At 65.1% G+C, this 14,061-nt stretch carries 15 protein-coding genes and 2 pseudogenes; 12 read left to right on the forward strand and 5 right to left on the reverse strand.

Annotated features, from left to right (window positions below; all coding sequences use genetic code 11):
• Positions 1–121: 121 nt before the first annotated feature.
• The 11 genes from HB681_RS20145 (at position 122) to HB681_RS20195 (ending at position 9,345) form a co-directional block, all read left to right on the forward strand.
• A complete protein-coding gene (locus tag HB681_RS20145) occupies positions 122–634 on the forward strand; it encodes an NAD(P)H-dependent oxidoreductase (RefSeq protein ID WP_213956656.1) in 513 nt (170 codons plus the stop codon).
• Complete coding sequence (locus HB681_RS20150) at positions 627–1,196, forward strand: flavin reductase family protein (protein WP_213956657.1); 570 nt, start codon at positions 627–629, stop codon at positions 1,194–1,196. The genes HB681_RS20145 and HB681_RS20150 overlap by 8 nt, the downstream gene beginning before the upstream one ends.
• 65 nt (positions 1,197–1,261) lie before the next feature.
• The gene (locus HB681_RS20155) at positions 1,262–2,374 is read left to right on the forward strand and encodes an LLM class flavin-dependent oxidoreductase (protein ID WP_213956658.1); all 1,113 of its coding nucleotides are present in this window, start codon (positions 1,262–1,264) and stop codon (positions 2,372–2,374) included.
• Positions 2,371–2,826 carry a RidA family protein gene (locus tag HB681_RS20160; protein WP_256354631.1) on the forward strand — a complete coding sequence of 152 codons (456 nt, stop codon included), beginning with the start codon at positions 2,371–2,373 and terminating at the stop codon, positions 2,824–2,826. The genes HB681_RS20155 and HB681_RS20160 overlap by 4 nt, the downstream gene beginning before the upstream one ends.
• On the forward strand, positions 2,823–3,665 hold the full coding sequence (locus tag HB681_RS20165) for an alpha/beta fold hydrolase (RefSeq protein ID WP_213956659.1): 843 nt from the start codon (positions 2,823–2,825) through the stop codon (positions 3,663–3,665). The genes HB681_RS20160 and HB681_RS20165 overlap by 4 nt, the downstream gene beginning before the upstream one ends.
• 23 nt (positions 3,666–3,688) lie before the next feature.
• Positions 3,689–4,504, forward strand: coding sequence for an ABC transporter ATP-binding protein (locus HB681_RS20170; protein ID WP_213956660.1), 816 nt, complete (start codon positions 3,689–3,691; stop codon positions 4,502–4,504).
• Entirely contained in the window at positions 4,501–5,322 is an 822-nt protein-coding gene (locus tag HB681_RS20175) for an ABC transporter permease (protein ID WP_213956661.1), read from the forward strand. Before HB681_RS20170 ends, HB681_RS20175 begins: the two co-directional genes overlap by 4 nt.
• 3 nt (positions 5,323–5,325) lie before the next feature.
• Positions 5,326–6,312 carry a PDR/VanB family oxidoreductase gene (locus HB681_RS20180; RefSeq protein WP_213956662.1) on the forward strand — a complete coding sequence of 329 codons (987 nt, stop codon included), beginning with the start codon at positions 5,326–5,328 and terminating at the stop codon, positions 6,310–6,312.
• 11 nt (positions 6,313–6,323) lie between these two features.
• Positions 6,324–7,379 (forward strand): aromatic ring-hydroxylating dioxygenase subunit alpha, encoded by a 1,056-nt coding sequence (locus tag HB681_RS20185; protein ID WP_213956663.1) that lies wholly within the window; start codon positions 6,324–6,326, stop codon positions 7,377–7,379.
• Positions 7,380–7,489: 110 nt separating this feature from the next.
• Positions 7,490–8,491, forward strand: coding sequence for an ABC transporter substrate-binding protein (locus HB681_RS20190; protein ID WP_213956664.1), 1,002 nt, complete (start codon positions 7,490–7,492; stop codon positions 8,489–8,491).
• 47 nt (positions 8,492–8,538) lie between these two features.
• Entirely contained in the window at positions 8,539–9,345 is an 807-nt protein-coding gene (locus HB681_RS20195) for an outer membrane protein OmpK (RefSeq protein ID WP_213956665.1), read from the forward strand.
• 153 nt (positions 9,346–9,498) lie between these two features.
• Here the strand turns inward: HB681_RS20195 and HB681_RS38770 are convergent.
• From HB681_RS38770 to HB681_RS20205, 3 genes and pseudogenes are all read right to left on the reverse strand, one after another.
• Positions 9,499–9,663: pseudogene (locus HB681_RS38770) on the reverse strand (toxin MazF); the annotation flags it as partial.
• 73 nt (positions 9,664–9,736) lie between these two features.
• Positions 9,737–9,948, reverse strand: a pseudogene (locus HB681_RS20200) (IS701 family transposase); the annotation flags it as partial.
• Positions 9,949–10,356: 408 nt separating this feature from the next.
• Positions 10,357–11,483, reverse strand: a protein-coding gene (locus HB681_RS20205) for an IS3 family transposase (protein WP_213956666.1) whose coding sequence is annotated in 2 segments (ribosomal slippage) — positions 10,357–11,237 and positions 11,237–11,483 — 1,128 coding nt in all. Because the reading frame shifts where the segments join, the coding sequence is not laid out codon by codon here.
• Positions 11,484–11,545: 62 nt separating this feature from the next.
• Between HB681_RS20205 and HB681_RS20210 the strand changes: the two genes are divergently transcribed.
• Positions 11,546–12,076, forward strand: coding sequence for an SGNH hydrolase domain-containing protein (locus HB681_RS20210; RefSeq protein ID WP_345944705.1), 531 nt, complete (start codon positions 11,546–11,548; stop codon positions 12,074–12,076).
• 13 nt (positions 12,077–12,089) lie between these two features.
• On the opposite strand, the gene HB681_RS20215 is transcribed toward HB681_RS20210, so the two are convergent.
• Entirely contained in the window at positions 12,090–13,283 is a 1,194-nt protein-coding gene (locus HB681_RS20215; protein WP_213956668.1) for a glycosyltransferase 61 family protein, read from the reverse strand.
• Entirely contained in the window at positions 13,280–14,029 is a 750-nt protein-coding gene (locus HB681_RS20220) for a methyltransferase domain-containing protein (protein WP_213956669.1), read from the reverse strand. The genes HB681_RS20215 and HB681_RS20220 overlap by 4 nt, the downstream gene beginning before the upstream one ends.
• Positions 14,030–14,061: the final 32 nt, after the last annotated feature.

Raw genomic sequence — 14,061 nt, forward strand, 5'->3', positions numbered from 1 at the left:
GAAGGCGGCCCCGACGCCGCTGCAGATTTTGTGGACAACGGTCGCCGACTAAGCGGATAGCCCAGGCGCCGCCGCGGCGATTCAATGCGTGCATGCACCAAGTACCCGAGGGCCTGCACACATGAACACCACCATCGTCGTCGGCAATCCCAAGCCGCGATCACGCACCGCAAGTGCCGCCGCCCAGCTCGCCAAGGCATTCGCCGGTCACGACGGCGCCACGCTCATCGACGTCGTCGATCTCGGCCCGGCGTTGCTGGGCTGGAATGAGCCGGTCGTCGAAGCCGCCGTGCGCCGCGTCGCGGAGTCCCGCCTCGTCATCGTCGCAAGCCCCACCTACAAGGCCACGTACACCGGCCTGCTGAAGCTGTTCCTCGACCAGTTCGCAGGCGGCACCGGCATGCAAGGCGTGGTCGCGCTTCCGCTGATGCTGGGCGCCGGGCCCGCGCACGCCATGGCGCCAGACCTACTGCTCAAGCCGGTGCTGGTCGAGCTCGGAGCCACCTGTCCCGCGCCAGGTCTCTACCTGATGGAGAGGTCCTTTGAGGACGGTGCGGCCATCCAGGCCTACGCCCACCGCTGGGCCCCCATCGTCCACACGCTCTTGTCGAAGGAGGTATCGCACCATGTCTGAGTCTTCCATCACCTGGCTGGCGGCCGATCCGCCGTTCACCCTGCTGGCAGAGCACGACGGCGAATCGGCGGGCATGCTGCGCAAGGCCTACGGCTGCTTCCCCACCGGCGTCGTGGCCGTGTGCGCGTTGTGCGACGGGCAGCCGGTTGGCATGGCGGCGAGCAGCTTCGTGCCGGTTTCCATCGACCCACCGCTGTTGTCCTTCTGCGTGCAGTGGACGTCCAACACCTGGGCGCGGCTGTCCAAGTCGACGCGCCTTGGGATCAGCTTCCTCGGTGCGAGCCACGACGCCGCGGCACGCAAGCTCGCATCGCGTGCAGAAGACAAGTTCGACGGCTTCGGCCTCGGGGCGACGCCCGGCGGTGCCGTGCTGGTCGACGGCGCCGTGGTGTGGATCGAATGCAGTGTCGAGTCGGTCGTGCCAGCGGGCGACCACGGCATCGTGCTACTGCGGATCATCGCGCTGACGATGCGCCCGCACGTCGAACCGCTGGTGTTCCATGGCAGCACTTTCCGCCAACTGCAGACGGCAATGCCCCTGAGCAGCCGGGCGCACGCTTGAATTCCGTCAACCAGGTTTCCCGACCCGTGCCGCACCGGCACTTTCCTTGAGCGAAGAGGCTAGCAATGTCCACCATCCAACGCGCCGTCGATGTCGGCGTCTTCATTCCCGTCGGCAACAACGGCTGGATCGCATCCACCAATGCACCCAAGGTCCCTGGCAGCTACGAGCACAACCTGCAGGTCACGCTGCTGGCCGAGAGGCTGGGATTCGATTTCGTCCTGAGCATGGCCAAGTGGCGCGGCTACGGCGGCCCGTCGAAACATTGGGACGTGACGCTCGAGTCGCTCACCACGATGGCAGGCCTGGCACAGGCCACCAAGACGATCGACATCTGGGGCACGGTGCACATGATGATCTTCCCGCCGGCCATCGTCGCAAAGATGGTCGCCACGCTCGATCAGATCTCGGGCGGCCGCGTGGGCCTGAACCTGGTCTCGGGCTCCAATCCGCACGACCTCGGCCAGCTCGGGCTGTGGAAGCCGCTGGACCATGCCGGCCGATACGAACTGGCCGACGAGTGGATCAGGGTGGTCAAGCGCCTCTGGAGCGAGGACCGCGTGGACCACAAGGGCACGTTCTTCGAGCTCAACGACTGCATGTCCAATCCCAAGCCGTCGAAGCGCCCGACCATCATCTGTGCAGGCGCATCGGACCGCGGCTTCCAGTTCACCATCGACAACTGCGATGCGAGCTTCTTCACGGCGAGTGACGACGACGCGTCGATTGCGCGCGGCAAGCGCGCCAAGGAACTCGCCGTCCGGGCTGGAAAGCCCGACTTCAAGTCCTATGGCCTGTTCATGGTCGTCCCGGGCCGCACGGACGCCGAAGCACAGGCACGTCTCGACCGCTTCGACGCCGGCGTCGACCGCGAGGCGCTCGCGACGCAGACGGCGGAGTACTCCTCCGACGTGAGCGCCAAGCAGAACTTCGCGGCGCAGTTCTTCATCGACCAGGGCGCGCGCGTAAGCTCGGTGCTGGGTGGCACGCTGACCGGTTCGGCCGAGTCGCTCGCCCGGCGCATGGCGCGCACCATCGTCGAAGGCGAACTCGACGGCGTCACCCTCATCGTGCCGGACTTCATCGAGGACCTGAGGTTCATGGCCGAGGAAGTGTTCCCGCGCATGGAGGAACTGGGCGTCTCGACGAAGCTCGGCAAGAGCCTGGAAACCGCATGACCATCGCAGCGCAAGACGCGAATCGCATGCGCCGCCCGGGCCCTGCGCACATCGCGCCCGTGCCGCCCGAATGGCCTTGGGAGCACGACATGCCTCCGGCGCCCGCGGTGCGCGCCGGCCGCACGGTCTACCTGTCGGGTCAGCTGGCGCTCGATGCGCAGGGACGGCTGGTCGGCAAGGGCGACCTGCAGGCCCAGGCTCGCCAATGCTTCGACAACATCGAGGCGATCCTGGCACGCGTCGGCGGGCGCATGCACGACATCGTGAAGATGACGAGCTACTTCACCTGCCAGCTCGACGCGCGCAGTTCGCAAGACTACTGGGCTGTGCGGCGCGATGTCTTCGGCGGCTACAAGCCGGCCAGCACTGGCGTACAGGTGCAGGCGCTGCTGCTGCCCGATTGCCTGCTGGAGATCGAGGCCATCGCCGTGCTGCCGGAGCCTGCGCCATGAACGCGCCCACCGCGTACTTCACCCGCGGCGGTGTGCGCATCGCGTACGACCGCGCCGGCGACGGCCCGCTGGTCGTGTTCCTGCACGGGGTGGGCGGCAACCGCACCAACTGGGTCGGTCAACTCGCACGCCTGGGCAGCGGCTTCACCTGCGTGGCATGGGACGCGCGCGGCTACGGCGCCAGCGACGACCCGGAGGAGACGCTCGTCTTCGACGATTTCGCGCGGGACCTCGAATCCCTGCTCGACCATCTAGGGGCTGAGAGGGCGCACCTGGTGGGCCTCTCGATGGGCGGCTACATCGCGCAGGATTTCCACGCGCGCTTTCCGGCGCGCGTGGCCTCGCTGACGCTGGCGTCCACCAGCGCCGGCGCCAACCTGCTGAGCGCAGCCGAGCGCGAGGACTTCCTGGCGAAGCGGTTGCGCCCGCTCGAATCGGGTGCGTCGATGGCCGACGTGGCGCGCGGGCTCGTGGATGTGCTGGCCGGCCGGCGTGCCGACGCGGCCATCCGCGCGCGCCTGCGCCAGTCGCTCGAGGCGTTGCGTCCCGACGCCTACCGGCAGACGTTGCGCGCGCTGGTCACGACCGACTTCCGCGACAGCCTCGTGCGGATCCTGGTGCCCACGCTGGTCGTCGTCGGCGAAGACGACCGCGTGCTGCCGGTGGCAGAGAGCCGCTACATCGCCGAGCGCGTCAAGCGCAGCCGCATGGTGGTCATCGAGCGGGCCGGCCATCTCTGCAACATCGAGGCGCCCGACGAATTCGACGCCGCCCTGTTGCAACTCCTTTGTGAAAACCACACGCGGGCGAGTTCGCTTGCCTGCGACCAGCCGACGTGATCCCACCCGCCCCCGACAGGACCATGAACAACCCCGCGACATCCCAGGGCGACCACGCCATCGAGTTCCACGGCGTGGGCCATCGCTTCCGCGCCTCCGACGGCAGCGTGGTACACGCGCTCCACAACGTCGACTTCACGATACGGCGCAACGAATTCGTCGTGGTCGTGGGGCCCAGCGGATGCGGCAAGTCGACGCTGCTGCGCCTCGTCGCCGGCCTGATCGCGCCGCACAGCGGGTCGGTGCGCATCTTCGGAAAGCCTGTGACCGGGCCGCGAGACGACATTGGCTTCGTGTTCCAGAAGCCAACGTTGCTGCCGTGGATGAACGTGATGGCGAACCTGACGTTCCCCGGCGTGCACCAAGGACGCAAGCTGACTGCGGCCGACACTCAGCGGGCCGAGGAACTGCTCGAACTGGTGGGGCTCAAGGACTTTCGCCGCAAATTCCCGGACGAGCTCTCCGGCGGCATGCAGCAGCGCGTGGGAATAGCGCGCGCGCTGCTCTCGAACCCGGAGATCCTGCTCATGGACGAGCCCTTTTCCGCACTTGACGCGCTCACCCGCGACGCACTGAGCCTCGAACTGATGCAGTTGTGGAGCGAGCGCAAGAGCACCGCCGTGTTCATCACGCATTCGATCGCCGAAGCCGTGCTGCTGGCGGACCGCATCGTGGTGCTGGCGTCGCGTCCTGGGCGCATCCGCGAGATCGTGCCGGTCGAGCTGGCGCGTCCCCGCTCGCTGGCGACGACGCGAGAGCCTCTCTTTCACGACTTGTCGGACCGGCTGCGCGAGCAGCTGCTGAGCGGGCACGCGCTCCACGCGGAGGCCCTGGCATGAGCACGTTCGGAGAGGCACTGCCGATGCGCGCGCTGCCTGCGGCGCGGCTGTGGCGCATGCCGCAAGCCATCCTTCCGCTGGCGGCGGTGTGCGTGATCCTGTGCGTGTGGGAAGCCGCGAGCAGGTGGCTGGGCCTGCCCGAATACCTTCTGCCAGCACCTTCGGCCATCTGGCATGCAGGCCTGGCCGTCGGTGCTGCCACCTGGATCGACCACATCCAGGCCACGCTGCGCGTCATCGTGCTGGGCTTCGCACTGGCCTTCGCCGTGAGCCTGCCGCTGGCCGGCGCACTGCACCGCTTCGAGCTCTTTCGCAAGGGCTTCTATCCGCTGCTGATCGTGGTGCAGTCCACGCCGGTCGTCGCGGTCGCGCCGATCCTCATCGTCACGCTGGGCGCCACGGACTTGGCGCGCGTGGTCATCACCGCGCTGATCAGCTTCTTCCCGCTGGTGGTGGGCATCTCGACCGGTCTGGCCCAGACACCGGCGGAGCTGATCGAGCTGAGCCGCTCGCTCAAGGCCGACGCGCGCAACGAGTACCTGCACATCCGCTTGCCCTTCGCCATGCCGTATGTGTTCTCCGCCATGCGGGTGGCCATCACGCTGGCGGTGATCGGCGCGGTGATCGCGGAGTTCGTGGCGTCGGAGAAGGGCATCGGCTACTTCATCCGCTTCTCCACCTCGTACTTCAAGGTGGCGCAGGCCTTCGCGGCGCTGGGCGTGCTGGTGCTGCTGAGCCTGGCGCTGTTCCAGTTCGTCAATGCGGCGCAGCGCCTCTTCTATTCGCGCAGCCTGCCGCGGCGCCACGGCGAGCACTGAACCATGGCTTGCACAACCCTTGCAGCCCGGCCCGGGGAGCGGTTGCGCCTCCTCGTGGAGTCGGTCCGCACAGAGGCCGAGGGCATCAAGCGATTCGAGCTGGTCTCACCCGACCGCGGTGTGTTGCCACCCTTCGAGGCCGGAGCGCACATCGACGTGCAGACCCCGGCCGGCCTGGTGCGCCAGTATTCGTTGCTCAACGACGACCGGGAGCGCCATCGCTACGTGATCGCAGTGCTGCGCGACAGCGCAGGACGGGGCGGCTCCGTCGCCATGCATGACGCGGTGCATGCCGGCATGCAACTCACGATCGGGCAGCCGCGCAATGCCTTCGCGCTGGACGAGTCGACGGCACCCGCGGTGCTGGTGGCCGGGGGCATCGGCGTGACGCCGCTGCTGTCGATGGCCCGCAAGCTCTGGTGGCAGGGACGTGGCTTCCGCATGCACTTGGCGACGCGGTCGGCTGCGCGCACGCCCTTCCCGAAGGAGATCGGCGAGTCGGCGTTCGCGCACCGGGTGTTCCTGCACCACGACGACGGGCCGCCCGCATCGCGCCTCGACGTCGGCCGCCTGGCCGATGGCCTGCCGCCGAACGCGCACCTGTATCTGTGCGGTCCGGCCGGGTTCATGGAGGCCGTGGCGGGTGCCGCTGGCAGGCGCGCCGATGTGATCGTGCACACCGAGTTCTTCGCTTCGCCCGCTGCACGGGACGAAGGTGGCGGCGCCTTCGAACTGCGGCTCGCGCGCAGCGGCACGGCCATGGTGGTGCCGCGCGGCGTGAGCATCCTCGAGATGCTGCAACGCCATGGCAGCGATGTGCCGACCAGTTGCGAACAAGGCATCTGCGGCACCTGCATGACCACTGTGCTCGACGGCGAGGTCGAGCATCGCGACCACTTTCTTTCCGCGCGCGAGAAGGCGTGCGGCAACCGAATGCTCGTGTGCGTATCGCGCGGGCGGCCGGGCACCACCCTCACTGTCGACCTCTAGGAGAAAAGTTCATGTTCCTACCCGTCAAGAACGCCGGCGCCAAGGGCCCTCGGCCCGCCCACAGCGGATTCAGCGAATCCGACTGGGGCATCCTTGCTTCGTTCTGGCATCCCGTGGCGCTGTCGAGCGAGGTGACGGACAAGCCGTGGGGTACCACGCTGCTCGATGTGCCGGTGGTGCTCTATCGAACGCCCGAGGGCGTGAGCGCGGCGCGCGACGTGTGCCCGCATCGCAGCGCCCGACTCAGCCTGGGCACTGTCAGGGATGGTCGCCTGGTGTGCGGCTTCCACGGCTTCGAGTACGCCGCAGACGGCGCCTGCACGCGCATTCCGGCGCTCGCGGCCGACACGCCGATCCCTCGGAAGCTGTGCCTGCAAGCCTATCTGTGCCAGGAGCGCTACGGCCTCGTCTGGGTCTGCCTGTCGAAGGTGCCGCGCGCGGGACTGCCCGAATGGCCGCACATCGAGGATGGTTCGGGCATCGTCGCGGTGGTGCCACCGGGCACCTGGAATGCCTCGGCTGCCCGCCACATTGAGAATTTCACCGACCTGTGCCACGTGCCCTTCATCCACACCTCCACCTTCGGCGGTCCCGAGGTGGTGATCGAGCCCTATGAAGTGCAAGTTGACGGCATGAAGCTCGCGTTCGAGGCGCCGGTGGTCGAGCGCGTGCGCTATGTCGGCGAGGACACGGGCTACGCGCAGCCGCAACTCAACCACGCGATTTACCGCTACGAGACCATCCTGCCCTTTTCCACGTCGGTCAAGGTACACCATCCCGAGAAGGGCACGACCTACCGGGTGTTCGACGTCGGCTCGCCGGTGACGGCGAGCACAACCCGCATCTTCCAGATCGTGGTCGACGAGGGTCGCACGGTGCCAGCCGAGGCGTTGATCGACTTCACGGAGCGCATCAACGGCGAAGACCTGTCGCAGGTCGTCGCCCAGTCGCCGCAGGCCTTGCCACTGGACCTGCGCGACGAGATCCACATTCCGGCCGACCGCATGTCGGTCGAGTACCGGCGTGCGCTGGCGGCGCTGGGACTGGGGGCCGACATGGCCCGCTGAAGCCCCGGTCGCACCCGATCCAACCGAAGAGCCCTTGAACGGTCCCCACACGCGCGGGGCGCCGACGGGTTTCCCTTGCCCGCAATTTCATCAACGAGGAGTAGTAGTCCATGAAGAGCCAGTGCCTGAAGTCCATGATGGTCGCCGCAGCATTGCTGCTGGGCGCCGCGAGTTCCGCGGTCGCAGCCGACAAGATCGCCTACCAGCTGGGATGGATTCCCAGCGGCGCCAACGGGATCGAATACCTTGCCAAGGCGGAGAACTACTTCGCCAAGGCCGGACTCGACGTCGAGATTCGCAACGGCAACGGCTCGGCCGATGCCATCACGCGCGTGGCCGCCGGCTCGGCCGACATGACGGCAGTAGGCATCGAGTCGGTCTACGCCGCCGTCGCCCAGCAGAAGCTGCCGATCCGCGTGATCTACAGCATCTACAGCAAGAAGCCGGATTCGATTCATCTCTGGGCCGCCATGCCCTTCACCGGCCTCAAGGACCTCGCGGGCAAGAAGATCGCGACCTCGGCCTACTCGAGCATCAACGTCGTGTGGCCGTTGTTCCTGCAGAAGAACGGCGTCGATCCGGCCAGCGTCAACCTGCTCAAGGTCGATGCGGTGGCGCTCGCGCCGCTGGTCGCTAGCGGCCAGGTCGACGGCATCCTCGAATGGGTGACGGGCGCGCCGACCGATGCGTTGGTGATGAAGTCCGCCGGCAAGGAAATGCGCGTGGTCAAGTGGTCGGACTTCGGCTACGACAGCTATGGCTACGTCATCGTTGCCAACGAGAAATTCCTCAAGGAGCGCCCCGAAGTCGCCAGGCGCTTCCTCGATGCATTCGTGAAGGCCAGCGCAGCGGCAGTCGCCAATCCTTCCGCGGTGGGCGTCGCGATGGCCAAGACCGTCTCGGGGCTCGACGCCAAGGTGTCGGGCGAGGAGTTCGGCGCCTCGGTGCCGTTGATCGACAACGAGATCTCGCGCAGGGACGGGCCAGGGCGCTTCGACGCAGAGCGCGTCAAGACCACCTGGGGCTGGGTTGCGAAGTCGCAGGGGCTGTCCGCCACCGCGCTCGACCCGATGGCAGTGATCGACCAGAGCTTCCTGCCGGGCGCCAGGTGAAGCGCCGCCACCCATTCCCCACGAACCGCAACGAGACCGACGACGCCATGCCCGATTTCAGATCGACATTCCCCCGCGCGCTCACTGCAGCAATTGCCCCGATTCTTGCCTGCTTCGGCGCCTCGGCCCAGGCGGAAGACTATTCGCAGACCAGCATCCAGCTGGCCTATACGACCAGAGACAAGAACGACTACATCATGGGAACGGGCGCCTCGGGCGGCGACCGCACGACGCTGCGTTTCGAACACTTCGGAACCTACTCGCTCGGCGACAACTACGTCATGTTCGATGCATACAACGGCCAGAAGCTCGGGGAGGGCAACAGCAACCAGCAGAACTTCTTCGTCTGGAACTCACACATGAGCCTGGGCAAGCTCACGGGCAAGGAGCTCTCGTGGGGGCCGATCAAGGACGTGCTCGGAATGCTGCGCCTGGAGGACGGCAGCTATGGCAACTACCGTGCAGGCTCGCTCGGCGCCAGCGTGTACTGGAAGCTGCCCTTCGGCGAGCAATCGCTGCTCGAGACCTCGATCCTCGCGCGTCAGAAGGACTACTCGGTCGGCCCGAGCCAGGTGCGCGAGACGCGGCCGCTGTACCGCGTCTACTTCTATGTGCCGTTCCAGGTCGCGGGAATCAGCGCGAGCTTCAGCGGCCCGGTGTACCTGAGTCCCGCCGGCGGCGGCGCGAGAGATTTCTACATGGAGCCAGAGGTCTTCGTGAGTTTCGGCCCAAAGGATGTCTATTCGATCGGCGTGCGCATCGAGTATCACCGGGTCACGGGCACGCTGGCGCTCAACTCCGCCGGCGAAAGATCTCGCACGACCACCAACTTGGCGCTGCGCTGGAACATGTGAATTTGGCCTGGAATTCGCCTTTTGGAATTCTCCGCACACTTACTTGCTTCTGCGATTGCCGCGGCGAAGGGCCATGACTCCCGAAGTCAAGTGGGTCGACGCACTTGCCGCTGTCATCCATCGTTCTCTCTGAGAAAGCCCTGGTCGCCTTGACTATGGCTTTCCGATCAGGGCGATCGCCTTGGCCCTCACTTCCGACAGTTCCGCTGCCGAGACAGTTCCTTTGCGGGTGGCCCTGCGCACGATCCAATCAAGACTTTTCACCTGATCGGCCAGCGCCGCGCCAGCTCTCGCTCCAGCAATCAGCACCTCAAAGGGGTAGCCTTTATTCTTACTGTGTTAGTAAATTTGGTCTCGCTGATGTCGTAGGCAACAGGGACACCGGGGCAGGTTACGAGCCAAGAGAGCGCCGATACGCAACCGCAAGCTCGTGATGGAGGATGGGACGTGGCGCTGCGCCCTCTGGGCTTCCTCGAGGTTTGTAATGCGTGGGTAGGGCAGGCTCCTCGCGAGCGGAGTTTTTTTACCCCCGACCTCGTCGGGATGCTGCAGGCGCTGAGCCAGCAGGAAGCCGTAGGCGGCGATGCTGAGACTGGCGTGGTGTTCTGTCTTCCTTTTTTCGCCAAAGGCGAGCTATCTCGGTTGGCGTGCCTTCATTCCCTGTGCAGGTACGTGCCTTCCGCTAGATTACGCACCGGAGTGTCTGGAAAGCGGCTTGAAACCTCTTGTCGTGCTGTGGGGGCGATTCTGGAGCGGCTTTGTTGTACCACGGGTTTCGCGCGCTTCAGAAGAAGTCATCCGGCTTTCGGATGGGTCAGCTCACGTCGTCGGGCTGCCCGCCCCTGCTGGATTTTGAAAGTGCCGCAAGGCCGGCAGAGGTGGCTCCGGTTGTCTGAACACGCTTTGACCTGAGATAAGTGGATTGGCTGCTGGTTTGATCTTTCAATCTTCAGGCCCCTGCCAGGCCGCCGGAGGCGCCCCGGTTGAGCCATGTACTCATGGTTCAACCCATCAGGCAGCCTCCTTCATCGCCGGCAGCGGGGCGAAGTAGAACTCGTCGGGTGTGCGCTTGTCCAGCGACGAGTGAGGTCGCCGGACATTGTAGAAATCGATGTAGCGCGCGATACCTGCCTTGGCCTGGGCGACCGAGTCGTAGGCGTGCAGATATACCTCTTCGTATTTCACCGACTTCCAAATTCGTTCGACGAAGATGTTGTCGCGCCATGCCCCTCGGCCATCCATGCTGATTTGCACGCCACGGGACTTCAACGCGTCGGTGAACTCATCGCTCGTGAACTGGCTGCCCTGATCGGAGTTGAATATCTCGGGCCTGCCGTACTTGCTGAAGGCCTCCTCGAGCGCCTCAACGCAGAACGATGCATCCATGCTGATGGACACCCGGTGCGAAAGCACCCGCCGGCTTGCCCAGTCCACGATCGCGCACAGATAGACCCAGCCGCATGCCATCGGGATGTACGTTATGTCGGTTGCCCACACCTGGTTGGCGCGGTCGATCTTCAGCCCACGCAGCAGGTACGGATAGACCTTATGGGTCGGGTGCCGTTTGCTCGTGTTGGGCTTGCGGTAAAGCGCCTCGATGCCCATGCGCTGCATCAGCGTTGCCACGTGCCGGCGCCCGACTTTGAAGCCCTCGCGATTGAGCATGTCGCGCAGCATCCGGCTGCCCGCGAAGGGATGCGCCAGATGGATCACGTCGATGCGCTTCATCAGGCTCTGATCGGCCTGTGAGGCGCCGCGCGGCAGGTAGTACACGTTGCCTCGGCTGATGCCCACCAAGGTGGCCTGGCGGGTGATCGGCAGGGCATGGTTGCGGTCGATCATCGCTTTGCGCTCAGCATGCCGGCCTTGGTGAGCGCGCCGGATAAAAAATCGTTCTCCAAGGCGAGCTGCCCGATCTTGGCGTGCAGCTCCTTGAGGTCGATCGCCGGCGGCGCCGACTCTGCACCGAACACGCTGGCGGCGCGTTCAAGCAACTGGGTCTTCCAGTCGACGATCTGGTTGGGGTGCACATCGTGCAGCTTGGCCAGCTCCGCCAGCGTCTTCTCGCCCTTGATGGCGTCCAGTGCCACCTTGGCCTTGAAAAGCGGTGAGTGGTTACGGCGTGGTCTCTTGCTCATGGTCTTCCTGCTTTCTCGGGCCTCGGGCCCGGGGTGATATTGCAGTTTGACCACTTATCGTTGTGTTCGGATTTCCGGCGCCACCTCTGGCATGCCGCTCGAACAACGCCCGTGTGCTGGACCTGGTTCGCATAGCAAAGCCAAGCGTGGTCGTGTTGTCGGCCATCTGGCAGTTCTACAGCGACCCAGGACTGACCGCCACAGTGGCAGCGCTCAAGGAAGCCAGCGTCGGGCGGGTCGTCGTCCTTGGGCTCGGCCTGACACGGAAAAAGGCGCCGGCGCGATTCGTCCTGCAATTGTGGCGAGAAGACCCGCTTCACCGCATGCCGTCCCCACGGCTCGACTACGGCAGGTTCGGCGTCTTCGAAGGCGCTGAGTTCCATGAGCTCTGGAGAAAGCGCGAAGCGATCGAAAATGCCATGCGCAAGAGCGCGCAGCACGCGGGCGCTCAATTTGTCTCGTTGCTTCAATTCCTCTGCAAACAGAATGACTGCCTGATGCGCGCTTCAAGCGAAAGTGGCGAATCTTTCTACATTGATACCGGCAGGATTCGCTTGCCCTTCGCCATCGTGCGCATCGCGCTCATCGAGTAGACGCGTTGAGCGCTCAACCGATCAGATCCATCAATCGGAGGGCCAGCGCGAAGTCCTCTTCGACCACTTGGAAGCGCTGCTCGATGTCGGCCTCGCCGGTCGCAGCGAGCACGTAGCCGATGCGCTGCAGTTTGACCTCGCAAAGTCCCGATTGGAGAAAGCCCGGGTGGATCGTGGTCGCTCGCAGGCCGCACACAGTGATGCCTTCTGCCGAGAAGATGCTGCCGTGCAGAGCCGATCCGTACTCACCGACGATTTGGCGGGCTTGCTGGAAGAGGGCGATCTGGTCGAGGAGGGGATGCTGTTCCGGGCAGATGACCTTGAAACCGGCTTCGGCAGCTTGCTGCTCGATCGCATCGCGGTTGAGAAGGAGCCTGCCGTCGCTGCCCGCAGCGCGGCGCGATAGGAAGAGCCGCTCGAATCCCGCGGGCGGTGTCGGAATGTCGTTCCTTGCTGCGATGCGTTCCACCAGGAATCGCAGGGCTTGCGCCATGTCCGGGTGCACCCGGCTCGAATAGCGGTACATGGTCGGAAGCAGGAGTTGACGCGCCAATACGGTTTCCTGGTAGGGATGAAAGCGCACCAAGCGGCGTGGCTCGATCCCGAGCAGTGCCAGGAGTGCTTCGACGAAGGGGGGCACTGTGGACGGCAGCAGGTACTGCATGTCTTCGATGCGAAAGCCAGCTTTGTGCAGGATGTGCAACCGCGGCAGAAAGTCGATGAGCCAATGACCCCAGATCTGATGCCCAGGGCCGGCGAGTAGAACCAGTGGCGCCTCCACGACACGGCTGGGTATTCGTGTCGCGGTGAGCTCGCCGTAAAGCGCGCACTGGCTGACGGCGTCTGGGGAGACATTGGTCTGCGGCGACACAAGGAAATGTCCATCTCGCGACACTAGGCTGTGAGAGGAAACCTCGACATCGTCCAAGTGATAAAGCCCGACCGAAGGTATATGGTGCTCGCCGTGATAGAAGCGCGCCAGGCTCGGTGAAATGCCGCCGAGCACGAACGCCGGCGCTGGCGGGCACGAAGCTACAGCGGGGCTCAGCTCCAGATACTCTGCAGGAAAGTGGTCCGGCGTAAGTGGCGCAAAGCGCGTCTGTGCCACGCTGGGCGTCTCCGGCGGTGCGGCGCGCTCGATGCTGTGGGTCTGTGCAGGCCTTTTCCAGGGGGCTCTGCGCCAGGCGTCGCGCAGCCGCTGAATCATCCGTTTGCCTTGACGAAGGACGCCAGAATATTGTCTTGCCGTGCGATGGTTTGCAGCGCCGGCAGCGCCGGCAGCGCCTCCAGGGCGTCCTTCAATGTTGCCAACGATGGGTCGAATTCCGCCTCCCAGCTGTCGGACACTTCCAGCCCCAGCATCCGAAGACCCGCCATCCGGGCGACGCGCACCAGATCCTCCGGAGAATATTCGCGAACGTGGGCGGGATCCATCAGCAACAGCTGACCATGGAGCCACTTGTGCAGAGTGATGTACGAGTTGGCATTGGGCGTGGTCAACACGACGCAGCCGCTGGGGCGAACCACCCGCGCGAGTTCGGAAAGCAACTGCAACGCACCCGAGTAGTTGAAGGCCTCGAGGTCGCCAATGGCGGAACTCTCCTTGTCCTTGATGTGTTCGATGGTCTCCGTGCACAACACGAGATCGAAGTCATCGGAGGGCAACGGCAAGGGCTCGCGCAGGTCCGTCTTGGTCTCGAAGGCTTGCCATGGCGCTGTGGTTTGCAGGTAGGCGGCGACCGGTCCAATGCCGCCGATGTCGAGCACCTGGCCGCCGGGCGCGAGGCCCTGGCGCACGACAAATGCCCAAGTCTGGAGGAAACGTTGTCGATGCAAGCGGAAATAGTCGGCCTTCGCCAGCCACTCGCTGTCATAGTATGCGACGAAGGCGTCGTCCGGTGGGTTCGCCGTCATAGTGATCGTGATGGGTCTCGCTGAAGGAAGGGTTGTCATGGCCTCGAGCCACGCACCGGTGTTGGGACGCG

The sequence above is a fragment of the Variovorax sp. dw_954 genome (assembly GCF_018449755.1).
Taxonomy (GTDB): domain Bacteria; phylum Pseudomonadota; class Gammaproteobacteria; order Burkholderiales; family Burkholderiaceae_C; genus Variovorax.

Bases quoted from the DNA above. Each gene is read 5' to 3' on its own strand.
- HB681_RS20145 (WP_213956656.1), top strand. From the start codon at position 122: ATGAACACCACCATCGTCGTCGGCAATCCCAAGCCGCGATCACGCACC.
- HB681_RS20150 (WP_213956657.1), top strand. From the start codon at position 627: ATGTCTGAGTCTTCCATCACCTGGCTGGCGGCCGATCCGCCGTTCACC.
- HB681_RS20155 (WP_213956658.1), top strand. From the start codon at position 1,262: ATGTCCACCATCCAACGCGCCGTCGATGTCGGCGTCTTCATTCCCGTC.
- HB681_RS20160 (WP_256354631.1), top strand. From the start codon at position 2,371: ATGACCATCGCAGCGCAAGACGCGAATCGCATGCGCCGCCCGGGCCCT.
- HB681_RS20165 (WP_213956659.1), top strand. From the start codon at position 2,823: ATGAACGCGCCCACCGCGTACTTCACCCGCGGCGGTGTGCGCATCGCG.
- HB681_RS20170 (WP_213956660.1), top strand. From the start codon at position 3,689: ATGAACAACCCCGCGACATCCCAGGGCGACCACGCCATCGAGTTCCAC.
- HB681_RS20175 (WP_213956661.1), top strand. From the start codon at position 4,501: ATGAGCACGTTCGGAGAGGCACTGCCGATGCGCGCGCTGCCTGCGGCG.
- HB681_RS20180 (WP_213956662.1), top strand. From the start codon at position 5,326: ATGGCTTGCACAACCCTTGCAGCCCGGCCCGGGGAGCGGTTGCGCCTC.
- HB681_RS20185 (WP_213956663.1), top strand. From the start codon at position 6,324: ATGTTCCTACCCGTCAAGAACGCCGGCGCCAAGGGCCCTCGGCCCGCC.
- HB681_RS20190 (WP_213956664.1), top strand. From the start codon at position 7,490: ATGAAGAGCCAGTGCCTGAAGTCCATGATGGTCGCCGCAGCATTGCTG.
- HB681_RS20195 (WP_213956665.1), top strand. From the start codon at position 8,539: ATGCCCGATTTCAGATCGACATTCCCCCGCGCGCTCACTGCAGCAATT.
- HB681_RS20215 (WP_213956668.1), bottom strand. From the start codon at position 13,283: ATGATTCAGCGGCTGCGCGACGCCTGGCGCAGAGCCCCCTGGAAAAGG.
- HB681_RS20220 (WP_213956669.1), bottom strand. From the start codon at position 14,029: ATGACAACCCTTCCTTCAGCGAGACCCATCACGATCACTATGACGGCG.